Origin of the sequence: Exiguobacterium sp. s138 (assembly GCF_018618775.1) — a bacterium.
In the GTDB taxonomy this organism is placed as follows: Bacteria; Bacillota; Bacilli; order Exiguobacteriales; family Exiguobacteriaceae; genus Exiguobacterium_A; species Exiguobacterium_A artemiae.
This window is the reverse complement of the sequence record NZ_JACSMW010000009.1, coordinates 55,328-79,783: the sequence shown is the minus strand read 5'-3', so window position 1 is coordinate 79,783 and position 24,456 is coordinate 55,328. Positions and strand designations below refer to the sequence as shown.

23 protein-coding genes are annotated in these 24,456 nt (G+C 47.0%); 7 read left to right on the top strand and 16 right to left on the bottom strand.

Annotated features, from left to right (window positions below):
• Positions 1 to 246 precede the first annotated feature (246 nt).
• Positions 247 to 933, top strand: coding sequence for a hypothetical protein (locus tag KNP91_RS14625; protein WP_012369250.1), 687 nt, complete (start codon positions 247 to 249; stop codon positions 931 to 933).
• Positions 934 to 1,112: 179 nt separating this feature from the next.
• Here KNP91_RS14625 and KNP91_RS14620 read toward each other — a convergent pair whose 3' ends face one another.
• From KNP91_RS14620 to KNP91_RS14585, 8 genes are all read right to left on the bottom strand, one after another.
• Positions 1,113 to 1,898 (bottom strand): GNAT family N-acetyltransferase, encoded by a 786-nt coding sequence (locus KNP91_RS14620; protein WP_214766329.1) that lies wholly within the window; start codon positions 1,896 to 1,898, stop codon positions 1,113 to 1,115.
• A 104-nt stretch (positions 1,899 to 2,002) separates the two neighbouring features.
• Entirely contained in the window at positions 2,003 to 3,391 is a 1,389-nt protein-coding gene (bcaP, locus tag KNP91_RS14615; protein ID WP_012369248.1) for a branched-chain amino acid transporter BcaP, read from the bottom strand.
• 223 nt (positions 3,392 to 3,614) lie between these two features.
• Positions 3,615 to 5,420, bottom strand: a complete 1,806-nt coding sequence (locus KNP91_RS14610; RefSeq protein WP_214766331.1) for a mechanosensitive ion channel — start codon at positions 5,418 to 5,420, stop codon at positions 3,615 to 3,617.
• A gap of 184 nt (positions 5,421 to 5,604) precedes the next feature.
• Positions 5,605 to 7,011, bottom strand: a complete 1,407-nt coding sequence (locus tag KNP91_RS14605) for an MBL fold metallo-hydrolase (protein WP_214850806.1) — start codon at positions 7,009 to 7,011, stop codon at positions 5,605 to 5,607.
• A gap of 31 nt (positions 7,012 to 7,042) precedes the next feature.
• Entirely contained in the window at positions 7,043 to 7,342 is a 300-nt protein-coding gene (locus KNP91_RS14600; RefSeq protein ID WP_214766335.1) for a rhodanese-like domain-containing protein, read from the bottom strand.
• 118 nt (positions 7,343 to 7,460) lie between these two features.
• Entirely contained in the window at positions 7,461 to 9,323 is a 1,863-nt protein-coding gene (locus tag KNP91_RS14595) for an ABC transporter ATP-binding protein (RefSeq protein WP_285801113.1), read from the bottom strand.
• On the bottom strand, positions 9,320 to 11,044 hold the full coding sequence (locus tag KNP91_RS14590) for an ABC transporter ATP-binding protein (RefSeq protein ID WP_214850804.1): 1,725 nt from the start codon (positions 11,042 to 11,044) through the stop codon (positions 9,320 to 9,322). Before KNP91_RS14590 ends, KNP91_RS14595 begins: the two co-directional genes overlap by 4 nt.
• A complete protein-coding gene (locus tag KNP91_RS14585) occupies positions 11,037 to 11,525 on the bottom strand; it encodes a MarR family winged helix-turn-helix transcriptional regulator (protein WP_214850802.1) in 489 nt (162 codons plus the stop codon). Before KNP91_RS14585 ends, KNP91_RS14590 begins: the two co-directional genes overlap by 8 nt.
• A gap of 197 nt (positions 11,526 to 11,722) precedes the next feature.
• Between KNP91_RS14585 and KNP91_RS14580 the strand changes: the two genes are divergently transcribed.
• Positions 11,723 to 12,064 (top strand): ASCH domain-containing protein, encoded by a 342-nt coding sequence (locus tag KNP91_RS14580; protein WP_214766341.1) that lies wholly within the window; start codon positions 11,723 to 11,725, stop codon positions 12,062 to 12,064.
• Positions 12,065 to 12,167: 103 nt separating this feature from the next.
• Entirely contained in the window at positions 12,168 to 12,710 is a 543-nt protein-coding gene (locus KNP91_RS14575; protein ID WP_214766343.1) for a class I SAM-dependent methyltransferase, read from the top strand.
• Positions 12,711 to 12,758: 48 nt separating this feature from the next.
• Here the strand turns inward: KNP91_RS14575 and KNP91_RS14570 are convergent, their stop codons facing one another.
• Positions 12,759 to 13,628 carry a cation diffusion facilitator family transporter gene (locus tag KNP91_RS14570; RefSeq protein WP_214766345.1) on the bottom strand — a complete coding sequence of 290 codons (870 nt, stop codon included), beginning with the start codon at positions 13,626 to 13,628 and terminating at the stop codon, positions 12,759 to 12,761.
• A 301-nt stretch (positions 13,629 to 13,929) separates the two neighbouring features.
• On the opposite strand from KNP91_RS14570, the gene KNP91_RS14565 reads away from it, so the two are divergent.
• On the top strand, positions 13,930 to 14,253 hold the full coding sequence (locus tag KNP91_RS14565; RefSeq protein WP_012369239.1) for a thioredoxin family protein: 324 nt from the start codon (positions 13,930 to 13,932) through the stop codon (positions 14,251 to 14,253).
• Positions 14,254 to 14,298: 45 nt separating this feature from the next.
• Here KNP91_RS14565 and KNP91_RS14560 read toward each other — a convergent pair whose 3' ends face one another.
• Positions 14,299 to 14,598 carry an excalibur calcium-binding domain-containing protein gene (locus tag KNP91_RS14560; protein ID WP_214766347.1) on the bottom strand — a complete coding sequence of 100 codons (300 nt, stop codon included), beginning with the start codon at positions 14,596 to 14,598 and terminating at the stop codon, positions 14,299 to 14,301.
• Between the two features lie 195 nt (positions 14,599 to 14,793).
• Between KNP91_RS14560 and KNP91_RS15840 the strand changes: the two genes are divergently transcribed.
• The gene (locus KNP91_RS15840) at positions 14,794 to 15,687 is read left to right on the top strand and encodes an excalibur calcium-binding domain-containing protein (protein WP_285801112.1); all 894 of its coding nucleotides are present in this window, start codon (positions 14,794 to 14,796) and stop codon (positions 15,685 to 15,687) included.
• Between the two features lie 109 nt (positions 15,688 to 15,796).
• On the opposite strand, the gene KNP91_RS14550 is transcribed toward KNP91_RS15840, so the two are convergent.
• Complete coding sequence (locus KNP91_RS14550; protein WP_214850791.1) at positions 15,797 to 16,717, bottom strand: tetratricopeptide repeat protein; 921 nt, start codon at positions 16,715 to 16,717, stop codon at positions 15,797 to 15,799.
• Between the two features lie 92 nt (positions 16,718 to 16,809).
• On the opposite strand from KNP91_RS14550, the gene KNP91_RS15750 reads away from it, so the two are divergent.
• On the top strand, positions 16,810 to 17,142 hold the full coding sequence (locus KNP91_RS15750; protein WP_251136082.1) for a hypothetical protein: 333 nt from the start codon (positions 16,810 to 16,812) through the stop codon (positions 17,140 to 17,142).
• A gap of 24 nt (positions 17,143 to 17,166) precedes the next feature.
• Positions 17,167 to 18,081 (top strand): M20/M25/M40 family metallo-hydrolase, encoded by a 915-nt coding sequence (locus KNP91_RS14545; RefSeq protein ID WP_251136081.1) that lies wholly within the window; start codon positions 17,167 to 17,169, stop codon positions 18,079 to 18,081.
• A 60-nt stretch (positions 18,082 to 18,141) separates the two neighbouring features.
• Here KNP91_RS14545 and KNP91_RS14540 read toward each other — a convergent pair whose 3' ends face one another.
• The 5 genes from KNP91_RS14540 to KNP91_RS14520 form a co-directional block, all read right to left on the bottom strand.
• A complete protein-coding gene (locus KNP91_RS14540; RefSeq protein ID WP_214850789.1) occupies positions 18,142 to 18,615 on the bottom strand; it encodes a hypothetical protein in 474 nt (157 codons plus the stop codon).
• Between the two features lie 156 nt (positions 18,616 to 18,771).
• Positions 18,772 to 21,165, bottom strand: a complete 2,394-nt coding sequence (locus KNP91_RS14535; protein ID WP_214850787.1) for a carbohydrate binding domain-containing protein — start codon at positions 21,163 to 21,165, stop codon at positions 18,772 to 18,774.
• A 68-nt stretch (positions 21,166 to 21,233) separates the two neighbouring features.
• Complete coding sequence (locus KNP91_RS14530; protein WP_214850784.1) at positions 21,234 to 22,580, bottom strand: GH1 family beta-glucosidase; 1,347 nt, start codon at positions 22,578 to 22,580, stop codon at positions 21,234 to 21,236.
• 22 nt (positions 22,581 to 22,602) lie between these two features.
• Entirely contained in the window at positions 22,603 to 23,526 is a 924-nt protein-coding gene (locus KNP91_RS14525) for a carbohydrate ABC transporter permease (RefSeq protein WP_114597012.1), read from the bottom strand.
• A gap of 3 nt (positions 23,527 to 23,529) precedes the next feature.
• Entirely contained in the window at positions 23,530 to 24,426 is an 897-nt protein-coding gene (locus KNP91_RS14520; protein WP_214850782.1) for a carbohydrate ABC transporter permease, read from the bottom strand.
• Positions 24,427 to 24,456: the final 30 nt, after the last annotated feature.

Genomic DNA, 24,456 nt, shown 5'->3' with positions numbered 1-24,456 from the left:
GATCTGGATTGAAGGTGCGTCTGTTCATGAATAGTTCTCCCGTCTAAATTGAATAGGTACAGTATATCGATTTCTTTAAACACAAAAAATCCCGAATGGGGTCTTTTATCAAGTGTCCACCATTCAGGGTTAAGTTCACAGTAAACGAAAGAAAGGCGTTTTTGGTTTTAATTTTTATTTTTTAATTTCTCAACAGCTTCATATGTTATAAAATGGAATTAAAATATGATGACTTGGAGATCTATTATGAAAAAATTACTTGTATCCGCTTGCTTATTTTCGGTTTTGAGTATTCAACCTCTACATTCTGAAGCTGCCTCTTACTCTAAAAAAATCAAACAAGACTTTACTATCTATGATCAGGCTAAGAAAAAGTATACTGTTTCAATGCGTTCATCTAAAGCAAGTTGCCACAAAGCTACTTCAAATGATATTTGGTGGATTAAAGGTAAGGACGAGTTATGTAGCGGAAAATTTGTTCTTTATTTGAACGGGAAATCTACCAATTACAAATATACGTATACCAAATCAAATCCTTATGTATTCAGTACGACAGATGCCAAAACAAGTGCCGTTCTCAAAAACAAAACAGGATACCCTACTGTTTTTTCGCTGACAAACAAAGAAACTTATTCGTTTCTTAACCTAAAAACATACACAGTTTTAAATAAAAAACTCACAAAACAAAGTAACACTCTAACGTCGTATGCAATCAAACCAAAGATGAACGGCAATTTAGTACAGGCTCCTATTTATGATAATGGTGGTTATGGATTCGGTTACGTCTTTAATGACCTTACAGTAAGCGGTACAAAATGGATTGATGAACGTTCACACGATTACATCTCACAAGATCCAAACAGTAAAAGATATAAAAATGGTGTAAGCGAAATGAAAAAATATCAAAATTCATTGAGTTATTTTGTAAAATAACTGTTAGGGGAAGAATTGAGGTTTTTTTTAATGATGAACAAAATCATGCTCGTCATGCTTGGTGGCACAGGGATCTTATTCGTGATCTTTGCCGTCATCGTCATGATCAGCTTGTGGATGTAACAAAAAATCGGGATGGACAGAGTTGCCTCAAAGGCCGTTCTGCACATCCCGTTTGTTTAGACTTCGATTGGTTTTTGCATGATGAATTGTTTAATATCCCGCTGTTTCCAACCGGCTTCGCGTAACTCTTCCCATACCTGTTGATTCGTCGACTGCAGATGATAGTGTTCACCTGCCAACCGGCGTGTTGCTTCGGTCGCGATCCGGGCAACTTCTTCTTCATCTGTCAAAATGGCAAAAATTGATTCATTGACTGCGGCAATAAAGGCACCATCCAGTTCGTAGTAACGGGCTTTCGCCAGTTTCATAACGCCCGGATCCTGTTGCCAAATGTATTCGTCCTGCTGTATGTACCGCCGTTCAAAAGCCACTTGATCAATTTCAACAAGCGGTTCAACCTGTCCCTGTTCTTCTTTATGAAAATAACCGAGTTCACTGACAGTTTGATAACCGAAACTCTTGTATAAGGTAATCGCCGGCTCATTTCCTTGAATGACTTCAAGCATCAAGCAATCGATATTCAAAGATTTGGCATAACTCAGCTGTGCTTCATACAAGGCTTTGGCAATTCCAAGACGCCGGTACTGTGGATCGACCGCCAGTCCGCCACAACGCATGACCGTTTTTTTCTTGATCGTCTTCAGCCCGTTCAACCAAATCGCGACCGGTCGTTCCCCGTGATAGGCAATGAACGAATGTTCCAGTTGGTTGCCGTCACGTTCTAAGATTCGTTCCTGAAACACTTCAGGTGAAAGACCTAGTGGAATCATGTAATCGCTGAAACCTTCCTTCATGACTAAATATGCTGTTTCTGTATCAGGTGCCCGTTTAATATGAATCATTTCGGATCGCCCCCTTCTTTACAACCGTTCGCCTTTTCCGGTGTTCATTCCTGCCGGCAGCAAACAAAAAACCATCCAAAAATAATCCTGGATGGCATGAGTGTTTATTGTTGTAATTTTGAACGTGATCTTCCGTATCCGAAGTAGACGAGCAGACCGATCGCTGTCCAGATGAAGAAAGCAATCCATGTGAATGTTTGAAGGTTCAACATCAACATGATGCAGGCAAGGACGGAAAGAATCGGTAAGAATGGAACCCATGGCACTTTGAACGCCCGCTTCAAATCAGGACGCGTTTTCCGTAAGATGACGACGGCAATTGAAATCAGAGCGAATGCTGCGAGTGTTCCGATATTGATCAATTCTGCCAGTGTACCGAGTGGAACGAATCCGGCGATCAAACCGGCAGTCGTACCAAGAATCCATGTTGCTTTGACAGGCGTATGTGATTTTTCATTCACGTCTGAGAAGATTTTCGGCAATAATCCGTCACGGCTCATCGCGAACAGGAGACGAACCAGACCAAATGTCATGACGAGGATAACCGTTGTCATACCAACGATCGCACCTAAGTCGACGAAACCTGCGACCCAGTCCTGACCTGCTACTTTTAAGGCTAACGAAACCGGACTGTCGACCCCTTCAAACTGTTTGAATGGTACGATTCCGACCATGATGGCGGATACGACGACGTATAATACGGTAACGATGGCAAGTGATCCTAAGATCCCGATCGGTAAGTTACGGCCCGGATCTTTTACTTCTTCTGCTGCTGACGTAACGGCATCAAAACCGAGGTAAGCGAAGAAAGCGATGGCTGAAGCCTGCAGGACACCACTGATACCGAACGGTGCGAACGGTGTATAGTTGCCCGGTTCGACGTACCAGATCCCGACGACGATGAACAAGACAACGACGGCTACTTTTACAAGAACCATGATATTGTTGACGCGTTTTGTTTCTTTAATACCCATTGAGAGCAACAGCGTGATGACCATCAAGATCAAGAACGCCGGTAAATTGAAGAATGTTTCGCTTCCCGGTACAGCACCCGGTGCTGCCGTTAACGCTGTCGGCAGACTGATTCCGAATCCGGATAATAGTGATTGGAAATAACCGGACCAACCTGTCGCTACGGCACTTGATGCCAAACCGTATTCCAGGATGAGACACCAACCGATGATCCAGGCAACCAGTTCCCCGATTGTGGCGTAGGTGTACGTGTACACACTACCCGAGACGGGAATCATCGATGAGAATTCGGCGTAACAGAGAGCCGCTAATGCACAGACGATAGCAGAAATAATAAAGGCAACCGGTAATGCGGGTCCTGCATACAACGCTCCTGTTCCGGTCAGGACAAAAATCCCTGTTCCGATAATTGCACCAATCCCAAGTAAAACTAAATCAAAGCCTGATAAATGCCGCGCCAGTTTGGAATGGCTCTTTTGATCCATCATCACACTGACATCTTTCTTACGAAGCAAACTCATAAAACACCCTCCGAACTTTCTCTTTTTTCTGAATATTCAAATCATTTTTCTAATTGACCTTTTCATCATAACAAACCATGTCAGCTTTTATAAGCAAAAGTTTCTGTTTTTTTTCACAAATTGGTCAAACCAGTTTTGTTATTCTACTACAATACAAATATGTACGTATGCGTTAATGCACTAAAAAACTCCTCCACCGGCTGGTGAAGGAGTTTTATTAATGTTACGGACGATCGTTCGGGTGATCTAAGTTCGGGCCACGATGTGTGTCCGGATCGATCGGGTAATCGTCTTGTTGTGCTAAATCATTTTCAGGAAGTGCCCCTTTTGGTGTACCATGTGTCGGGTTTACGTTCGTAGAAGATGATGGTTTAGAAGCTTTTGGTGCTTGATCTGGTGTAACGTCATCTGCTGCTTTTGACGCTGCACCTTTTGCTGCTTCTTTTAAGCTTGGCTTCGTCGAAGCAGACGATGTGTTGTTTGACGGCAGGTTCGATGTGTCGATATCTGCATTCTCTGCTTTTTTCTGGAGACGGTCGAGGTAACGTGATGCATTATCACGGCCACCTAAACCAAACGCGAGTCCGAAAGCAAGAGCAACAGCACCGAGAATCAAGATGAACGCTGAGTTAACGATTGTAGCAGCAACACCAAGTTGATCAAGTGCCATGAAGACAGCAAGAGCAAGGATGGCATATTTCGCGACGCTTGAAAGAACTTTTAAATCCGAGTTAGCAAACAGGCTGTCCATCGTGCGTTTCACCAAGTTGCTGATGATGATACCGATGGCCAAGATGATGATCGCTGTCAAGACGCTTGGAAGGAAAGCAAGAACCGCGCGACCAAGATCAACCATGAAGTCAAGACCGATTAAGTTGAAGGCTTCAACGACGAACAAGACGACGATGACGATTTCAACGAGTGATCCAACGATTGATGATGGTGATGTCGATGCATTGTTTGCATCCCAGTTACCGATTTTCAAGTGGCGTGTTAAGTTGTTGAAACCGAGACGTGACAAGAGATCTGCAACGAATTTCTTAACGAAACGACCGACATAAAGACCGACAAGGATCAAGACGACACCGATAATGATGTTCGGAATCATACCAAGAACATCGTTTAACATGTTGATGGCTGGTCCTGTAATACCTTTGATGTTGAGCTGGTCAAGTGCCGAAATCGTGATCGGGATTAAGATCAGGATGAAGACGACTGTCCCTAAGATTGAAGAAAGTGATTTTGTATCTTTTTGTTCGTTTGTACCGATGTTGAAGCGTGAAGCAAACTTGTCTGTACCGACTGCATGCAGGAAGTTCGTAACGATATCGCGGACGATTTTCGCAACGAGGAATCCGACGAAGAAGATCGCTGCTGCAGCAATCAGACGTGGAATGAAACCAAGGAACGACGAGAGTAATTGACTGAACGGTTCAGAAACACTTTCGATGTTAAGTGCACCAAGTACACCCGGTAGGAACAATAACAAGACAAGATAGAAGACGATTTCGCCTGCAATCTTCGGATAACTTGAAAGATCCGTTTGACCTTGAAGCATTTTGTTCGAACGGACTTTTTCGTTCGACATCAGCTTCGTTCCGCCTTTGACGATGATCATGCGGAGTACAACCGCGATGACGTAAGCAAAAAGAAGAATCAATGCTGCTTTCAGGATATTCGGGATCGCTGCGAGCAATGTGCTCATCGTATCCGCAAGTGGTCCTGCGATGATGTTCAAGTTCAAGATGTTAAAGACTAGGATTAGAACAAATACCATCAAGATCCAGAAGATGACTGTCCCGATAATTTTTTCAGGCGTCCACTTTTTCTTTTGTGGTGGTGTACCTTCTTTTTGTGGTGACAACTTATGAACGACACCCGATTTTTCTAATGCTTTTTGAATACCGTTTGCGATCAGTTTCGCAATCAGCCATCCAATCAAGAAGACGATAAGTGCTCCTAAAATGTTTCCGAGAGTCCCTAGAATCCCGTTGACGTCAAAGGACGTCGTGTTCCAAAAGTTGTTCATCCTGCCACACTCCTTCATCTCTAAATAGTATATTTCCGACACTTCTTTAATTTCCCCAGCTAAAGGAATTGCTAAACCACTTTTAACCTGAAAGTGGCAGTTTGTGAATAGTATTTAAAAAAATGGATGATTCTGATTAGAACCATCCATTTTGGAAAAGCTATTTTCTTTTAGTATCGTGCTGTCATTTTTCTGTTAACGCCTGTCGGTCAAGAACCGGTTGAAGAGCGGCATATCCACCATCGATATTGATGACATTCTTCATGCCGAGTGATTGTAAGACACTGACTGCCATTCGTGACCGGACGCCGGAGGCACAGTGGACGGCGACCGGACAATCGACCGGAATTTCTTCGTAACGTGAGGACAGTTTACCAAGTAAAATTCGTTTCGCCTGCTCATAATGACCAGCATCCCATTCTGTTTTATTGCGGACATCGAGGACAAACACGTCACCGGCTTCCGCTGCTTCAATCGTTTGTTCGGCACTCCAGTCCGGATACTGTTCCGTCAATTGTTCGGGTGACAAATCTGCTATATCTACCAACGTGACGAACCGGTCGAGACCAATCGATTGTAAATCGGTCTGGATTTCTTCCAGTAAACGTGGCTCGGCAATCACGGCAATATCGTGATCAAAGTCCAGTAACCAGCCGGCCCACGTGACGAATTTTGAGTTGTATGGAATATTGAGTGTCCCCGGTACATGTCCTGCAGCAAACGCTTTTCCGTTACGTGTATCAACGACCTGCATCGTTTCGACAAGGGTTTCCAGTTCAGTTGCATCAGCGACCCGCGGCTTTAAAAGCGTAGGCGTGACCGCGATTCCTTTTTTGTTGACCCGCTTCATCATCGCAAAATAGTTCGGCGGTTCCGGTTGGTCTGTCGTCAGCTCTTTGACAAATGTAGCTTCGTCTTCTGCCTGGAGAGCCCAGTTCGTTTGTTTTTCATAACCGACCGTCGTCGTCGGAATCGCACCGAGTGCTTTCCCGCAGGCGCTGCCGGCTCCATGACCCGGCCAGACTTGCACAAAATCCGGTAATGCTTTGAACCGTTTCAGTGACGCAAACATCTGTTTTGCTCCGACAGCCGTCGTCCCTTGAATGCCGGCTGCTTCTTCAAGTAAGTCCGGACGCCCGATATCGCCTACAAAAACAAAGTCTCCTGTAAAAATGCCCATCGGAACCGTTTGATCGCGGTCATACAGTAAAAATGAGACATGTTCCGGCGTATGTCCCGGCGTGTGCATGACTTCAAATGTCACGTTCCCTACTTTGAATCGATTTCCATCCGTCACAAGTTTGGCATCGATGTCAGCTGCAAATTCGTATTTCCAGTCGGCATCACCCTCGTCAGACAGATAAGCCGTCGTATCAAACCGTTCAGCAAATTCCCGTGTGCCGGATACAAAATCCGCATGGATATGCGTTTCCGCTGTCGCGACGATGTGTAATCCTTCTTTTGCCGCTTCTTTGAGATATCCTTCGATATTTCGCGCCGGATCAATGACGATTGCTTCTCCTGTCTTTTGACAACCGACCAGATAAGAAGCTTGGGCTAATTTTTCATCGTAAAAGTAACGTAATAACATGGAAGTTCCCCCTTCGGATAAGTGTGATCGATTATTTCGAGACGTCGCCTTGCCAGCTCATCATGCCGCCGTCGACATTCGTGACATCAAAACCGGCTTGTTCGAGATAGGTTGAAGCATTCATGCTGCGTCCCCCAGCTAAACAGATGACATGTAATGGCCGGTCGGCATCCAGTTCATTCGTCCGTTCCGCCAGTTCGGATAACGGAAGGTTTTTCGCCTGTCGGATATGACCGCCGGCGTATTCATCCGTTTCACGGACATCAATCAGTTGAATGGTTTTGTCGTCTTGCAGTACCTGTTCTAATTCGTTGGTTGAGATGTTTTTCATATTGTTTGCCCCTTTACTGAATAAGTTCCTGCCATCAATATACCCCCATAGGTATATGAGTGCAAGAAAAAAGATTCCACAAAAAAAGACAGCATCCGGATCGGATGCTGCCATTTCCTCAGACGACTTCTTTTTCCGAGAACTGACTGTTGTAGAGATCGGCATAAAAGCCGTTTGCTTCGAGCAATGCTTCATGTGTGCCTTGTTCAATGACCCGGCCTTGATCCATGACCAAAATCAAATCTGCATCTTTAATCGTCGACAAACGGTGGGCGATGACGAAACTGGTCCGCCCTTCCATCAACCGTTTCATCGCTTGTTGAATAAAGATTTCCGTCCGCGTATCAACGCTTGACGTTGCTTCATCGAGAATCATGATCGGCGGATCGGCGAGGACCGCCCGGGCAATCGTCAACAACTGCTTTTGCCCTTGTGAGATATTTGATGCTTCTTCATTTAAGACGGTATCGTAACCGTCCGGCAACGTCCGGATAAAGTGATCGGCATGAGCCGTTTTCGCGGCTTCGACGATGTCTTCTTCCGTCGCCCCGGTTTTTCCATAAGCGAGATTGTCACGAATCGTACCGTTAAAAAGCCACGTATCTTGCAGGACCATACCGAACGTCGTCCGTAAATCTTCGCGAGACATCTTCCGTGTATCGATCCCGTCGATGCGGATGACACCACGGTTTAACTCATAAAACCGCATCAATAGGTTGATTAACGTCGTTTTCCCGGCACCAGTCGGACCGACGATTGCCACCGTCTGACCCGGTTTGACATCGATGTTCATGTCTTCAATCAACAGCTGTTCGCCGTAACCGAAGTCAACATGCTCGAAGGCAACCGCGCCGTCGGCTTTTGTTAAGTGATGCGTCGTTACTTCTTTAACTTCCTCTTCTTCGTCGAGTAACTCAAAGACCCGTTCCGCTGCTGCGACCGTCGACTGAACGATGTTCGCGATATTGGCCGTTTGGGTGATCGGTTGTGTGAATTGACGTGTATAGGTGATGAACGCTTGAATATCTCCGATCGAGATGCTGCGCTGAGTGACGAGAATACCGCCGACGACACTGATCAGAACATAGCTGATGTTCCCGATGAACATCATCATCGGCATGATGATTCCGGAGATGAACTGGGCTTTTCGTCCCGCTTCATATAAATCTTCATTCACGGCATCAAATTGTTCGACCGCTCTGCGTTCATGACCAAACGCTTTGACGACCGGATGACCGGTATACATCTCTTCGACATGACCATTCAGTTGTCCGAGTGTCCGTTGCTGATCAGCAAAATATTTTTGCGACCGTTTCAAAATCGGACGAATCGCAAAAATCGAGATTGGTAAAGAGACAAGTGAGATCAACGTCAATAGCGGACTGATCGTCAGCATCATGATTAAAATGCCGACGATCGTCACGATCGACGTAATGAACGACGTCACGCTTTGTTGCAATGTACTTCCGATCGTATCGATGTCATTCGTGACCCGGCTGAGCGTTTCCCCGTTCGGTCGGCCGTCATAATACTTCAGCGGCAACCGCTCGAGCTTCTGATTTACATCTTCCCGTAAATCATAGACTGTTTTTTGCGCGATGCCCGACATCAGATACTGTTGCAGATAACTGAACAGACTGCTGACGACATACAGTCCCGCGAGCAACAACAGGATCTGTCCGATTTTCGTAAAGTCGATTGCTGCTCCCGGTACACCCTGGAACTTGGCATAGGCGCCTTCAAACAGTTCCGTGATCGCCGTCCCCATGATTTTCGGTCCGGCAATCATGAAGATCGTACTGAGAATCGCCGCGACAAAGACCGCTATGAGAGCGTTCCGGCGTGGTTCCAGGTAACCGAGTAACCGGCGGAACGTCGCTTTAAAGTTTTTCGGTTTTTCGCCCATCATCATCATGTTCCCGCCGCCGGGACCTCCACCGGGAGGGCCGCCGGCAGGTCGTTTCGTATTACTGGTACTCATGCGATTTCCTCCTCGGACAGTTGAGATTTAACGATTTCCTGATAGACTTCGTTCGTTTCGTACAGTTCATCGTGTGTCCCGATTCCGGCCACACGTCCTTCTTCCAGGACAATGATTTGATCGGCATCCATGACGGTACTGACGCGTTGCGCGACAATCAGAACGGTTGCGTCTTGCGTTTCCTGTTTCAAAGCTTTCCGTAACGTCGCGTCGGTTTTGAAATCAAGCGCCGAGAAGCTGTCATCAAAGACATAAATATCCGGTTTCCGGACCAGTGCCCGAGCAATCGACAAGCGTTGTTTTTGACCACCGGAGACGTTGGAACCGCCTTGTTCAATCATTGATTCATATCGGTCCGGCATCCGTTCAATGAAATCAGTTGCTTGAGCGACTTGTGCCGCATGCCGGATTTCTTCGTCCGTCGCATCCTCTTTTCCGAACCGGATGTTCTCCGCGATTGTTCCCGTAAACAGCAACGCTTTTTGCGGGACAAAGCCGATTTTCGAACGCAATTCTTCCTGCGGGACGGCTTGGCTGTCGACGCCGTTGACTTGGATGCTGCCTTCCGTCACGTCATAAAAGCGTGGAATCAAATTGACGAGCGTTGATTTTCCGGAACCGGTTCCACCAATCACAGCCGTGATTTCACCAGGTCGGGCAGTAAAGCTGATATCGGACAGGACCGGTGCCTCGGCTCCCGGATAACTGAACGTCACCCCGTCAAAGACAAGCGTACCGCGTTCTTGATCCGCAGAAGCCGTTCCGGCATCGACCATCGTCGGCTCCATTTCAAGGACTTCATTAATCCGTTTCGCCGAGACGGCCGCCCGGGGAATCATGACGAACATGACGGACGCCATGACGAGAGCAAACATGATTTGCATGACGTATTGAATGAACGCCATCAAATCCCCGATTTGCATCCCGCCGTTATTAATCCGGATACCGCCGAACCATATGACACCGACGACCGTCAAGTTCATCACGAGCATCATGACCGGCATCAAAAAGGCCATGATTTTATTGACCTTGATCGAGACGTCCGTCAAATCGGCATTCGCTTTTGTCAGCCGGACTTTTTCCTGGGATTCCCGGTTAAAGGCCCGGATGACACGAATCCCGGTCAGGTTTTCCCGCAAAACGAGATTCAAGCGGTCGAGCCGTTTTTGGACTTGGCCGAACAACGGGACCCCTTTCCAAAGAATCAATAAAATCGAAATGACCAACGCCGGCATCGCCGCGACAATGACAAGCGACAGTTTGGCATCTTTCGAGACGGCCATGATCAGTCCACCGACGAACATGATCGGCGCACTGACGACCATCCGCAGCATCATGATGACGACCTGCTGGACTTGGGTGATATCGTTTGTCGTCCGTGTGATCAATGAAGCCGTTCCGAGTTGATCAAACTCCTGTAGCGTAAACCGTTCGACGTGGTTAAAGACTTTCCGGCGAATGTCGCGGCCGAGTCCCATCGCGGCTTTCGAGGAATAGTAGCTGGCAGCAATCGCCGCGAGCGCGCCAAGTCCAGTAATCCCGAGCATGACGGCGCCGATTTTCCAAATGTATGCCGTATCCCCCGTCACGACTCCTTTATCAATAATGTCGGCCATCAACGTCGGTAAATATAAATCTGACATCGACTGGGCGAAGACGAGGATCAAGACAGCAAAAACTGCCCATTTATAGGTCGTCAGATTTTTGAGTAGCTTAATCATCTGTACAGCCTCCGTTTCCTGGTGACAAAATTTCTTTTAATCCTTCTGCAATCTGCGCATGGGTCTGCAACATCTGTTCAAAGACGGCGGGATCGATCTGATCGAGGACCTGCTCGAGCCGTTGTTGCATCCCGGCCTCCTGTTGTTTGATCGTTTCGACGAATTGCCGTCCGTGATCACTCAAACGTAAAACGACTTCCCGCCGGTTGTCCGGATTCGTTTCCCGGATCACCCACTCCGACTGCACCAATCCTTCTATCGATTGACTGAGCGTGCTTTTCGGTAAGTGCGTATGCGCGGCAAGCTCTTTTTGCGTAATCGGACTTCTTGGCGCAATCGTCATTAAGCTGTGAAATTGCGGTAAACTGAGTCCATTTTCCTGCGCTGTCTGATGCGCCGCCCGAACAAGATGCCGTTGCACATTCCAAAACGACTGCATCATGGCCGTTGAACGAACCGGCTCCCGTTGCTCTGTTTCCATCCTTCCACCTCCGTGTTCCATTTCGAATCGTTCCATATCGAACGATTATCTATGTAAATTAAATTACGCTCATTTATCTCAAATGTCAACGCAGAAACAATGTGAAAATGCACATATTTGCAACGAGGATATGATTCATCTCACGTATAATGAAAGAAACGTACAATTAAAGGATTCATTAAAAAGGAGAACTTACTTTGTTACATCAAATGGGGTTATACCAGGAACCTTTTCAATTCATCGTTTCCGGAAGAAAAGTGGTCGAAATTCGTTTAAACGACCAAAAGCGCCAAGCGATTCAAGTGGCGGATCAAATCGAATTCACGAACCTGTCAACGAATGAACAGGTAGTTGTCCAAGTCACTGCACGTCAATCATTCAAAGATTTTCGAGAACTGTACGAACAGATTCCGCTCGAACAAATCGATTGTATCGGCTGGTCCATGGAGGAGTTATTAAACGCAACCTATACCATTTATTCAAGCGAATCCGAAAAACAATTCGGGGCACTGGCTTTAACGATTGAACGGAATTTCTAAGCGGAAGGAGCGAATCACCATCATTGCCACCATTAAACGTTTCATTGATCAGCAATATGTACATCCTACAGGACGGTTTGGCACATACATCGGGGAAAAAATGGTGAGACAACATCAACCTGAGACTGAGTGGACCGTAAATCTGCTGAACGTCCAACAAGATGACACCATTCTAGAACTTGGCTGCGGGGCAGGTTATGCCATCGAGCGACTTGTCCATCAATCATTAGCAAAACAGATTACCGGTATCGATTCTTCTTCTGCTATGCTACGTTCGGTACAAGAAAGAAACAAAGAGGCGATCCAATCCAATCGGGTCAAGGTACTGTATGGAGATTTAAATCAATTGGCGTTTCAAAATGAACAGTTCGATAAGGTATTTACGATACATACACTCTATTTTTGGGAAAACATCTCCGGTACCTTAGCAGCTCTCTATCATGCATTAAAGCCAGGCGGTCATTTCGTTATCACCTTTTGTGATGGTAAGAATGATGTCATTTGGACCGGCGTGAGAGATCTAGTCCAAGACGAACTCCTTCCTGCAGCAAGAAAACACGGATTTTCCGATATCTCATTCATTGAAGGTCCTGTTTCAAGGCAATTCCGTAACGTTGCAGTGATGGGCTATAAACCTTTCCATTAAATAAAAAAAGGAACGGTCGTCAGATGACGATCGTTCCTTTTATCTGCTTCATTCCGGCTCAACATGGACATGAATATCGTAGACACCATATTCATCCGTCAGCGTATCTTCGACTTTCGTCGCGATATCATGGGCTTGGTTGACGTTTAATTGCGAGTTGACAAGAATCACGACATCAACGACTTCATTATTCCCATAATTCCGTCCCTTGATCGACTTGATTCCTTTGACACCCTCTAAATCAAAAATCACATCTTCATACATCTTCAGCTTCTGTTCATCAAATCCATCCGACAATTCATGGGACGCTTCCGAGAAAATATCCCAAGCCGTTTTACAGATCAAGAATCCGACGATGATCGCTGTTGCGATATCAAGCCACGGCATCCCGAACTGTGACCCAATAATCCCGATCGTCGTCCCGATACTGACCCAGGCATCGGATAAGTTGTCTTTCGCAGCCGCCATGACGGCCTTGCTGTCAATTTTCCGTGATAAGTTCCGGTTGTAACGATAAACGAAATACATCACGATGGCGGAACCAATCCCGACGTAAGCCGCGACGATATCCGGCGACTCCTGCTTTCCTTCGAACAACGTCGAAACCGTATCAATCAAGACCTGTAGTCCAACTGCCATCATAATGAAGGAAGCGACCATCGAGGCAATCGTCTCACTTTTCCAGTGTCCGTATTTATGATTATCATCTGCCGGACGTCTTGAGATTCGTAATCCGATCAAAACCGCAATTGAGGCGATGATATCCGTCGTATTGTTTAAACCGTCTGCCCGTAACGCCGCTGAATCCGCCGTGTAGCCGACAATCAATTTGATGACCGATAAGACAATATAAGCAATGATGCTGATCATGGCACCACGCTCACCAAGCTTTAAATTATCATATTTTTGTTGATCCATTTTTGTCGCCCCCACTCGCTCTGTCGATTAGCAAACCTCATCGTAACAGGTCGAAATCAAGTGGGTCTATAGAAATCATTTTGCTTAAAACTAGTTAATTAACAAAAGACCAATAGTGTTTCCTAAAGGCAAATCATATTTAATCGTGTATTGGTGCTTCTTGTGCAATTTGCGCATACTCTTCTTACTTCGCTCTACAACATTTTTGCAGAACCCGGTTCCTTTTCAATCATAATCCGTGCATCTTGCGTCCCGAATCAGTAGACTAAAGATACACACCAACAACAGGGGGAACTAACACATGAGTAACTACATTAAGAGTGAAGATACATTCAAAGAGTTAATCGCAAGCGAAACACCGGTCATCATTAAGTTCGAAGCCGACTGGTGCCCGGACTGCAAACGGATGGACTATTTCATGCCGGATGTCGAATCACAATTCAGCGAACTGCCGATCTATACGATCGACAAGGATGAATTCCCGGAAATCGCTTCTGACAATGTCGTCATGGGGATTCCAAGTTTACTCGTCTTCCAAAACAACGAGAAACTCGGTCACTTGCACAGTGCCAACGCAAAAACACCGGAAGAAGTAACGGACTTCCTCAAGAAAAACTTCAACTAAACAGACGAAGACCCGCTTTCCGAAAAAATCGGAAGCGGGTCTTTTTTAGCGTTCGCAGGCGATGCCGTCTTTGTCACGGTCTTTTGATTTATTAAGGTTATAGGTCGCCAAACTGACGTGGGCAGCATGTTGTGTTTTTTTATAAATTGCTTTGCCGTTCTTATCGTATCCCGTCCGGTTTTTCAGACCTTTTTTCTTGGCGACGCCGCCTTTATAGGTTTTCTGCATTTCTGTACAATTCTTGAATGTCTTCGCTTTCGTTGCTGCATGGCTTTCCGCCGACGTCACGCTGATCAATGAAAGACTAAGTACACCGGTCATGATAAGTTTCACTGCTTTATTCATGTCCATTCCTCCTCGTTTTTAAAATACCAAATTTTAGTGATAATTTAATTATAGAGGATTCGTTTAAAATATACGGCTCGTTTTTAACATTTATTTCTTATGAACACATATTTTGTTTAGATTTTTAAAATCAGATTACCATTTTTTAATAATATGTTATGTTTTACATAATATATTATTAAAGGAGTGAAAAGGATGAATAAATTTTTTCTCATATTACTTGGTATATTAACTACACTTCTTACTGTCGTGCTGTTAATAGTATCTATTACAACCACTTCAATTTTCTCTAGTATTTTATTTCTTGTCAGTTTATTTTTTACTTATCAATTCTTCCAAAAAATACGGAAGAAAAGGTTTGTTATAAAACGTCCCTTACTTTGGATGATCCTTACTACAATAATTGCATTCTTTGTATTAGCCTTTGAATTACCTAGTACAGACATGGCTGAAACCAATGATCTTAATACACTCTCAAAATCGGTTGCTCCGGCTAAAGTTCAAAAACCTGATGAATCAAATGTAGATGAAGTAACGACTGAGCAGAAAGATGATGATCAGGAGAAAGCCGAGGCTAAAGCCAAAGCCGAGGCTAAAGCCAAAGCCGAGGCTAAAGCCAAAGCCGAGGCTAAAGCCAAAGCCGAGGCTAAAGCCAAAGCCGACGCTAAAGCCAAAGCCGAGGCTAAAGCCAAAGCTGAGGCTAAAGCCAAAGCTGACGCTAAAGCCAAAGCCGACGCTAAAGCCAAAGCCGACGCTAAAGCCAGAGCTGACGCTAAAGCCAAAGCCGACGCTAAAGCCAGAGCTGACGCTAAAGCCAAAGCCGACGCTAAAGCCAGAGCTGACGCTAAAGCCAGAGCTGACGCTAAAGCCAGAGCCGACGCTAAAGCCAGAGCTGACGCTAAAGCCAGAGCTGACGCTAAAGCCAGAGCTGACGCTAAAGCCAGAGCTGACGCTAAAGCCAGAGCTAATACATCCTTTGCGAACTGTACAGAACTGACCCAGGTCTATCCAAATGGTGTTCCCTCAACTCACCCCGCTTACCAATCAAAAATGGATCGGGATAAAGACAATTTTGCTTGCGAGCGATAATCTAACTTCATATGTATTTCAAAAAACTCTATGAAATTGCAGTTTGGTTTATCTAAAACCATTCTGTCTTTTTCATGGAGTTTTTTTAGTAATGTAATTGTAGAATTGCTTATTTTGAAATAAAATCATCCGCTCGACAAAGGATGGTCACCGTCCAGTTTGGGTGAATCCGAAATCCTTGAACAGAACGTGATGATTCCGGAAGCATCACTGCTTTCGCTTCAATCAAATTAAGCTTTCCAAAACGTTCACGGATTCTTCGAATCAACTGCCGCATATGGTCATACGTGATATCCTGTCCACTTAGCTCAGATAAGGCAGATTGCAGGACGGGATACGTCTGAAACATGGATTGATTTAATAATACGAGGGTCAAAAACATATGTTGATTTAACATGTCACTTGATTGACCGGCTACATATAACATTTTCCCGTCATCCGAACTTTTTAGTAATAGTTCATCCTTCTCCGGTTTCGTCTCATGAAACGTTTCTTCATTGATGATCGTTTCACGACCTGGCGAGATTTTCCGGTAATAGATCCGGTCCAGGACGTACTCATCCTGCACGATCATTTCTGCGCGATAACGGTCAATCCGTGTTTGATCGATGTCACCTTCGATTTGCGATTCCAAATCTTCAAGCTTCTGTAACGCCTCCCGTGTTATCGCCACTCCACAATTCACGAGAAAGGTATTCGCTAAGATTAGTTGTGTATCACTTAAGATGTCTGTCCGTGTTCCATCGACTGCTATTTTTAAATGATAGGCAGCTTGTTCATACTCACGTTCACGATACAAAATATAACCTAATCGATAATTCGCAATCGGATGATGTTTCTCCATTTTAATGGCGTCCAGTAACCACCTTTTAGCCTGACGATAATCCGGCGTGTCCGACAGCTTGTAGAATTCTGCCTGACGAACAAGTAAGTTAAGGTGTGCTTGACGCTTGATAACCCGTTCCTCTTGGGTTTCGTTCGGTAATTCCCGGCGGATTCGTTGCGCTTCCAAATATCCTGACAGTTCCATTCCCTGTGACTCCTTCATTTTTGACGTGTGACAGCCTGTCACAGCTCCCTTGCTAAACTAAAAACAACCTACAAAACAAGGAGCTGTTTGAAATGACTAATTCAACGATTCTATTAGCACGACACGGTCTAAACCGGGAAGACCGATTCAGCAAAACGCACGTCGCCTGTTTGACTGACTCTATTTTACAATATCCGGTTGAAGACTGGAGCGATCGTCGGCTGATCGAGTGGATTCAGCAGGTTCCTTTTAGTGATTTACCGGGCCGTGAAGCGATGCTTGATCCTTCGACAAATGATTTACCTTACCAATCCTTTGATCCATATATCCGGGGCATCGTCCGTTGGCTGAACGCTCTCGACATCACGACGTTGTCTTGTTGCGACGGACATGGCCGCGGACGGGCTTCCGTTACGTTAAAATAACTTCCATCCCTTGAACAGTGGCAGATGCTTAACCTTGCGTTGCCACACCAAATGACGATTCATTTGACGCGTCTGACGTTACAACTCGATTACCGGAAAAGTGGATTTTCTTCTTTACTATCCTTAGCGGAGCGTCTTTACCGGTTGTCCGAAGACCGGAGCTATCTCCATACCTTACAACTCGAACAATTTAAACATCGACTGCTGACATGGCTTGATATCCCGGGTGTCAGCAAACGGGAGCGACTGGTCGCGATGCATCTCCGCAATCACTTAAGATCGAGCACGGATTTCCTGTATACCGATAAGCAAGGAAATGTTCTTGCGACCATCCAGTGTGGTGTCGGACCGACCGTGCTGCTGTCGGCTCATATGGACACGTTTGAATTAAAGGACGAACACCGGACCATCCTCGAAGACGGGACGACCCTGCGCAGCTCAAGCGGTACCCTCGGAGCAGATGATCGAGCCGGCATCACGGCGATTCTCGAAGTCGTCGATCGTGTGCAAAATACAAACTTCTCCGGCACCCTGAAACTCGCTTTTACCGTTCAGGAAGAAATCGGATGTCGCGGTGCGGAAGGCATCGCCCCCGCTTTCATTCAAGATGTCGATGCTGCCATCGTCGTCGACCGCCGGGGAACGCGTGATATCGTCACAGCCTGCCGAAACCTGATTCCGTTCTGTCCGTCCGATTTCGGTTCGTTGTTTGAAGAAGCAGGACGTCTCGCCGGAATGCCCGACTGGAAGACGACCACGAACGGCGGATCAAGTGATGCCAAGGTATTTGCCGGCTTCGGCATCCCTTCTGTCAACCTGTCCGTCGGATACAAACATGAGCATACCGAACACGAAACGGTTGATTACGCAGCGACGTTTGAGACAGTCGCCTTGATTGAATCCATCCTGCACCATCAGCTCATCCCGCTCCGTACCTGAGCATCAGTCAGCAGTAACTGAAAAAAGCGCGCCACGGCGTGCTTTTCAACTATCCGGCAATCAGTACCGGAGTCGTTTGGCTTCGAGCTTTTTGGACCGGACACTGACACCAATCGCTAGTACGATGTAGGCAAACCCGGCAAACAGCGCAAACTGTCCGTATAAGACGTCTAACCAGACATTGAACCCAAACAGCGGGACCGCAAACAGATAATAGAACGGATATTGAATACCCGAGACGAGATCAAACCAAAGTTCGCCCAACCAGTACCGCTCAAAGAACGTCACCAAATAGACCACGGTGCCGGCAACAAACCCGAAGCTGAGATAATAGAACACAAACAAAAGCGTCTTTTCTTCGCGTACGAGCATTGCCGAACCAATTAAAAAGACCAGCCAGGCAAGCGAAGACACGATTTGAAGCAGACCAATCGTACCGTCGGGATGAATACTCGCCGGCCAGGCATTGATACCGATTGTCGCAAGCAAAAGTACGGCAAATAAAGCGAGATACTGTTTTGTCGAACGAACCATGATGGTGTTCCTCCTAAGTGTGAAATCTCATTAGTGCTATTTTCTCTTAATTGGTTTTAAATCCCTTTTAACACAAAAAAAATAAAACATCCAAGTCTTTCCTCATATATCGAAACGAGGGCAGTCCTGGATGCTTTTATTTTGATTATACGCCTTTTACTTCACTTCCAGTTTCACATCATCAATCGTCACGTCATGCGCGGCAAACGGAGAACCGGCTGCCTTGCCGAGCAAGAACTTCAACCCGGCTGTATCGTCTTGTTCGAGCGTAAAGTCAAACTGATACGTTTTTGCTTCCGTCCCGAGCTCGACAATCTGACTGAAGTAACGTGTATACGCTGCATTTTCGACCGTCACTTCCAGTGGTCGGGCGACTGTCGACGATGCCTTGAACGTCAACTGGTACGTCTGCCCTTTGACGAGCTGTAAGTTGCCTTGCTCCAGCAGGACGCTCCATGGTTCCTGTCCTTCTGACGTGATGGCAAGTTTTGCTGCCTCATTGACCGTCGAGACTGCTGCTTGCGCGTCATAATGGATATACGAACTCCAGAAGTTCAGTCCGTCGGCAAACGAACCGTTTTTGAGCGGCGACCGATCGACCTCGACCGGTGTGACATTCATCAACTCAACGTCATCGAGCGTCACTTCGCCTTTTGCCGTTCCGAAGTTGAACTGGAGTTGGCTGTTCAAATCCGTCGCTTGCGTCATCGTAAACGGTACTTCGACTGTCGTTGCCGATTTTGTCAGCGGTACGTCATGCGTCGGCAGATAAGAAACCGTTCCGTCCGCATTAGTCAACTTGACTTGCAACTGTTTGATCCGTTCGGCTTTCGCTTTAAAACGTAAGATATACTGATGGTTTTCCTGCAACTGGACACCACGTTGCGTCAGCGTCGACGGTTGTCCCTTTTTCGTCTGTGCTTTTGTTTTAAATGTAAAGTCACGTGTCGCCGGATCAACGGTTCCCGTGCCTTTGGTCTGACCGGCATCAAACTGCCAGTACGTCAGACGGTCCATCGCGCCTTGGTCAAACGTGCCATTGTAAATCTGATTGCCGTCCGGTAAAGCAGGTTTCGTTGCCGTTTCATCGAGTTCACCGCGCGGTACCTGTTCGACGCGGACATTGCCGATCTTGACGCCGGCTTTAGCCAGACCGAGGTTAAACTCGAGGCGTGCCGCAAGATCCGTTTCTGCTGCCATGTCGAATGTGAACGTATGCCGTTTGACGGTTGGTGTCAAATCGATGACTTCTTCATTCGAATATTTCGTGTAGCCGCGTTCCGCTCCGCCGCCGACTTTCGCAACGATCATCCGCGCTTCTTCACTGCTGGCGTCAAAGCTGACTTCATAGCGTCCGCCTTGGGCGAGGGAAATCTTTTGGATCAACTGGTGGGCATAGTTTTGCGCCCCCGGTTGGTCAATCGTGACATTCGCGAAGCGGGTTCCGTCCTGCTCCGTCACGTTGACTGATCCCTTCCCGCCGAAGTCCGGTAACGTCACATAGTTCCAGTACGTCGGATCAAGGACTTGTGCCCCGTCGGTAATCGTTTTAATCGCTTTTTCGTACGCTTGATCATAGACGAGGTTCCCGTCAGCTAACGGCTGTTTCGCGCCGTCCGGTAACGTCACGTCTTCATACACCGGCTCGACCGGTTCGCGGTAATCACGGTTCTGTAAATTGTAGACGCGGACATAGTCGACTTCCATTTCCGCCGGGAACTTCGTCGTTTCGTCAACTTCCCCGTCAAACCAGCCGCCGACGGCAAGGTTCATCACGAGATAGAAGTTTTGGTCGAACGGTGCCGGGTAACTGTAGTTCGTTGCTGTGTTTTTGCCTTTGCTGTACCAGTCGCTTTGTGTTTGATAGAGGTTACCGTCAACATACCAGCGCAGTTCGCCCGGCTCCCACTCGACCGCATACGTATGCCACTGGTCAATCCGTCCGCCGTCCGGGAAATGATAGTCCTTGCCGGTGTATTTATTGTTCGGCCAGTTTTCACCATAGTGAATCGTCCCCGCGACTTTGTCCGGTTGACTGCCCCAGGCTTCCATGACATCAATTTCACCGGACGAGGCCCAGGCGCCGTACTTGTCCTGCTCCGGCAGCATCCAGAACGCCGGCCACAGTCCTTTGCCGGTCGGTAGTTTCGCTTTGATTTCGTAACGCCCGTATGTCTTGCTGAATAAGCCTTTGGTTTTCAGTTTTGCTGATGTATAGTCGTACGTTCCAAGGGCGTCCGTTGTTTTTTCTTCCTGGGCCCGGATGACCAGTTTGCCGTCCCGGATAAAGGAATTATCGGTTTTGTCCGTGTAATATTGTTTTTCGTTATTTCCCCACCCCGGACTGATAGCGCTTCCATTTTGATCAACGATCCAGTTCCCGGTGTCGTAGGTCCACTTCGTCCGGTCGAGCTGTTGTTTCGTAAATTCATCCGACCAGACCATTTTCCATTTCGTATTGTCCTTTTTGTCTGCTTTCTCGGCATGACCGGTCCCGGCGTAGGACAAGACAAGTCCGGTTCCGAGGGCAACTGCGAGCCACTTCTTCATCTGTAATTCCTCCTTTTGAATAAAAAAACAGGCAAGACGATCAATTCGACCTTGCCTGTTTGACGACGTTACGCTTCTTGCGGAAGTGCTGCCTTATGCGTCTGGATGACATTCGCATACCAATGCGCGCTGTCTTTCCAGATTCGTTCCTGTGTATCAAAATCAACATAGATGATCCCGAATCGTTTGTCGTAGCCGAAACTCCACTCGAAGTTGTCGAGTAGCGACCAGAGATAATAACCGGCGATGTTCATGCCTTCGTCATTCAAGTCAGACACCGCTTGTAGATGCTGGGCGACATAATCGATCCGATTTTGATCGTGAATCTTGCCGTCGACGAGCTGATCGTCGAACGCAGCACCGTTCTCTGTAATAAAGATTGGTAAGTCCGTGTATTCAGCACGCAGGCGACGGATCAAGTCCTTGAATTCACTTGGAGCGATATCCCAGCCCATGCCGGTCTTGTCGTAATCCGAGTACGCGTCTTTGTGTAAGAAGTCACTCGCAGCACTGAACTCCACCAAGTTCCGGCTGTAGAAGTTGATCCCGAAGAAATCACACGGCGTCGAAATCGTCGCGAGATCTCCCGCGTGGATGAAATCGTACGTGTGCACGTATTTCGAGAACAGGTTCATCATGTCGACCGGATATTGTCCTTTGAAGATTGGATCAAGGAACCAGCGATTCGCGTACCCATCGGCATTGTTCATCGCGATCTGATCGTTGATGGAATCCGTCTTCGCATACTTCGGTGCCAAGTTCAACGTGATACCGATCGGCGTCGCTGAGTTGAACTCTCCTTTTAGCATCTCGACAGCTTTTCCGTGTGACAACAGCATGTGGTGGACGGCACGGACGGCTTCGTTCATGTCCGTATGGCCCGGTGCGTGTTGACCGAGGTGATAGCTTAAGAAACCGGCACACCATGGTTCGTTGTGTGTAATCCACGAGTCAACGATCCCGTCGAGCTCTTCAAAGCAGACGCGGGCGAAGTCGAGGAACCAGTCGACCGAGTCGCGGTTGACCCAGCCACCTTCTTCGTGCGCCCACATCGGAAGATCCCAGTGGTAGAGTGTGACCGCCGGTTTAATGCCTTCTTCCTGGAGACGTGTCGCCAGTGTCTTGTAGAAGGCCATCCCTTCCGGATTGAACTGCCCTTTGCTCGGGAAGATTCGTGGCCAGGCAATCGAGAATCGGTACGTATCGACGCCTAACTGTTTAATGTGTTGGATGTCTTCTTCAAACCGGTGGTAATGATCGCAAGCGACATCCCCGTTATGTTTTTCAAAAACTTTTCCGTCCGTGTCGCAGAACGTATCCCAGATCGACGGCGTTCGGCCGCCCTCATCGTGTGCGCCTTCGATTTGGTAAGAAGACGTCGCCGTCCCGAAGACGAAATTCGGTGTAAATTTCATAGGTGTAAGCTCCTTTAACAGTTTATTCTTTGACGGCACCAGCTGAGATGCTGCTGACGATGTATTTCGAGAGGAACAGGAAGGCGATCATGATCGGTACGACGGAAATCGCGATTCCGAGATAGAGTGAACCCAGGTTTTCTGCGACCTGTGATCCTTTGAGGAAGCCCATCAGAACCGGTAATGTGTACTTTTCCGGTGAGAAAAGCAGGACGAGCGGCATAATGTAGTTGTTCCATGAACCGATGAACGTAAAGATCGACATCGTCGCGATGGCCGGCATCATCATCGGCAAGGCGATTGTATGGAAGATGCGCATTTCGCTCGCACCATCCATCCGTGCTGCTTCAATCAAACTCGGGTGCATGACCGTCTGTAAATACTGACGGACGAAGAACACCGTGAACGGACTGGCAATCGCCGGAACGATCAACGGGATGAAGCTGTCGAGCAGTCCTAAGTTCTTGCTGAGTTCGTAAAATCCGATCAATCCGAGTTGACCCGGAATCATCATCATGACGAGCATGAAGACGAACAGGACATTTTTTCCTTTGAACTGGTAAAACGCAAATCCGAATGCGGTCATCGCCGAGAAGTAACCGGATAAGACGGTGACGAGGACGGCGATGATCAGACTGTTCTTGAAACCGGACCAGATGTTGACGTAAGAACTTAAAGCCGCATAGTTTTCAGCGAGCGAGTTTCCTGGAATCAACGAGAAACCAGACAGGACTTCTTCGTTTGAGCGGGTCGCGTTGATGATCATCATCAAAAACGGAATGATACAGGCGATCGTCAAAGCAATCAGCGCGATATAAATTACACTCTTGCCGAACCAGGCTTTTTTCTGTTTCGGGGGTGGTGTCAATTTCAGTGGACGTTCTGAACGATCCGGTTGATCCTCCGTTTGTGGCACGATCCGACGTGCTTCTGCATTTCGTTCCATCGGTCAGGCTCCTTTCGGTGAACGTTCTTTTCGGAACATCCCTTTGAAGACGATAATTGAAAAGACGAGCGTTATGGCAAACAATCCGTATGCGACAGCAGCGGCGTAGCCATAGTTGTTGTACTTAAAGGCTTGGTTGTAGAGATAAAGCACCATCGTGTTCAGGGCACCATCCGGCGCACCGACACCATCCGTGATCAACATCGGTAAATCGAACAATTGCAGTCCGCCGATCAATGACGTGATCATGATGTAGAGCAGGATCGGTTTTAAGAGCGGTAATGTGATCCGCGAGAAGATTTGCCAGCGTGTCGCACCGTCAATCAGTGCCGCTTCGAAATAATCTTTCGAGATGCCGGATACTCCGGCCATGACGACGATGAACGAGTGACCGAGCCACATCCAGGTCAGGATGAGGGAAACGGAAATTTGTGCCGTAACCGGTTGTGTCAACCAGTTGATTGGCTCGGAAATCAAACCGATTTTCATCAGCATCATGTTGAGTGAACCGTGCTGCCAGTCGAGCAGGATACCAAACAATAAGGCAACCGAGCTGATTGTGATCAAGTTCGGCAAGTAGAATGTCGCGCGGAAAAATGCGAGACCTTTTATCTTGAGCTGTAAATCCGAGAACAGTAAAGCGAGCATTAACGCTCCCCCGATTTGCAGGATGAAGTTCAGTCCCCAAATCTTGATCGTATTGAAGAACGCTTCAATGAAGTACGTATCTCCGAGCAAACGCGTATAGTTCGCGAGTCCGACGAGTTGTTCGCCTTCTGCGCCTGTGTAGTTGGTGAAACTGTAATAGAACGTCAGCGCGACCGGATAGATGCTGAAGATCAAGAAGACAATCCAAAACGGTACGATGAACAGATAACCATGGCGATCAAGTTTTTTCACAGGTCAAACCCCTTTCTTAAATAAGAAAAG

Excerpts from the sequence above, each read along its gene's own strand:
- KNP91_RS14585 (WP_214850802.1), bottom strand. The coding sequence starts at position 11,525 with ATGGAAACAGAGCAACGGGAGCCGGTTCGTTCAACGGCCATGATGCAG.
- KNP91_RS14605 (WP_214850806.1), bottom strand. The coding sequence starts at position 7,011 with ATGTTATTACGTTACTTTTACGATGAAAAATTAGCCCAAGCTTCTTAT.
- KNP91_RS15840 (WP_285801112.1), top strand. The coding sequence starts at position 14,794 with ATGAATAAATTTTTTCTCATATTACTTGGTATATTAACTACACTTCTT.
- KNP91_RS14570 (WP_214766345.1), bottom strand. The coding sequence starts at position 13,628 with ATGGATCAACAAAAATATGATAATTTAAAGCTTGGTGAGCGTGGTGCC.
- KNP91_RS14550 (WP_214850791.1), bottom strand. The coding sequence starts at position 16,717 with ATGGAACTGTCAGGATATTTGGAAGCGCAACGAATCCGCCGGGAATTA.
- KNP91_RS15750 (WP_251136082.1), top strand. The coding sequence starts at position 16,810 with ATGACTAATTCAACGATTCTATTAGCACGACACGGTCTAAACCGGGAA.
- bcaP (WP_012369248.1), bottom strand. The coding sequence starts at position 3,391 with ATGAGTTTGCTTCGTAAGAAAGATGTCAGTGTGATGATGGATCAAAAG.
- KNP91_RS14620 (WP_214766329.1), bottom strand. The coding sequence starts at position 1,898 with ATGATTCATATTAAACGGGCACCTGATACAGAAACAGCATATTTAGTC.
- KNP91_RS14590 (WP_214850804.1), bottom strand. The coding sequence starts at position 11,044 with ATGATTAAGCTACTCAAAAATCTGACGACCTATAAATGGGCAGTTTTT.
- KNP91_RS14565 (WP_012369239.1), top strand. The coding sequence starts at position 13,930 with ATGAGTAACTACATTAAGAGTGAAGATACATTCAAAGAGTTAATCGCA.
- KNP91_RS14540 (WP_214850789.1), bottom strand. The coding sequence starts at position 18,615 with ATGGTTCGTTCGACAAAACAGTATCTCGCTTTATTTGCCGTACTTTTG.
- KNP91_RS14525 (WP_114597012.1), bottom strand. The coding sequence starts at position 23,526 with ATGGAACGAAATGCAGAAGCACGTCGGATCGTGCCACAAACGGAGGAT.
- KNP91_RS14530 (WP_214850784.1), bottom strand. The coding sequence starts at position 22,580 with ATGAAATTTACACCGAATTTCGTCTTCGGGACGGCGACGTCTTCTTAC.
- KNP91_RS14545 (WP_251136081.1), top strand. The coding sequence starts at position 17,167 with ATGCTTAACCTTGCGTTGCCACACCAAATGACGATTCATTTGACGCGT.
- KNP91_RS14560 (WP_214766347.1), bottom strand. The coding sequence starts at position 14,598 with ATGAATAAAGCAGTGAAACTTATCATGACCGGTGTACTTAGTCTTTCA.
- KNP91_RS14625 (WP_012369250.1), top strand. The coding sequence starts at position 247 with ATGAAAAAATTACTTGTATCCGCTTGCTTATTTTCGGTTTTGAGTATT.
- KNP91_RS14600 (WP_214766335.1), bottom strand. The coding sequence starts at position 7,342 with ATGAAAAACATCTCAACCAACGAATTAGAACAGGTACTGCAAGACGAC.
- KNP91_RS14595 (WP_285801113.1), bottom strand. The coding sequence starts at position 9,323 with ATGAGTACCAGTAATACGAAACGACCTGCCGGCGGCCCTCCCGGTGGA.
- KNP91_RS14610 (WP_214766331.1), bottom strand. The coding sequence starts at position 5,420 with ATGAACAACTTTTGGAACACGACGTCCTTTGACGTCAACGGGATTCTA.
- KNP91_RS14535 (WP_214850787.1), bottom strand. The coding sequence starts at position 21,165 with ATGAAGAAGTGGCTCGCAGTTGCCCTCGGAACCGGACTTGTCTTGTCC.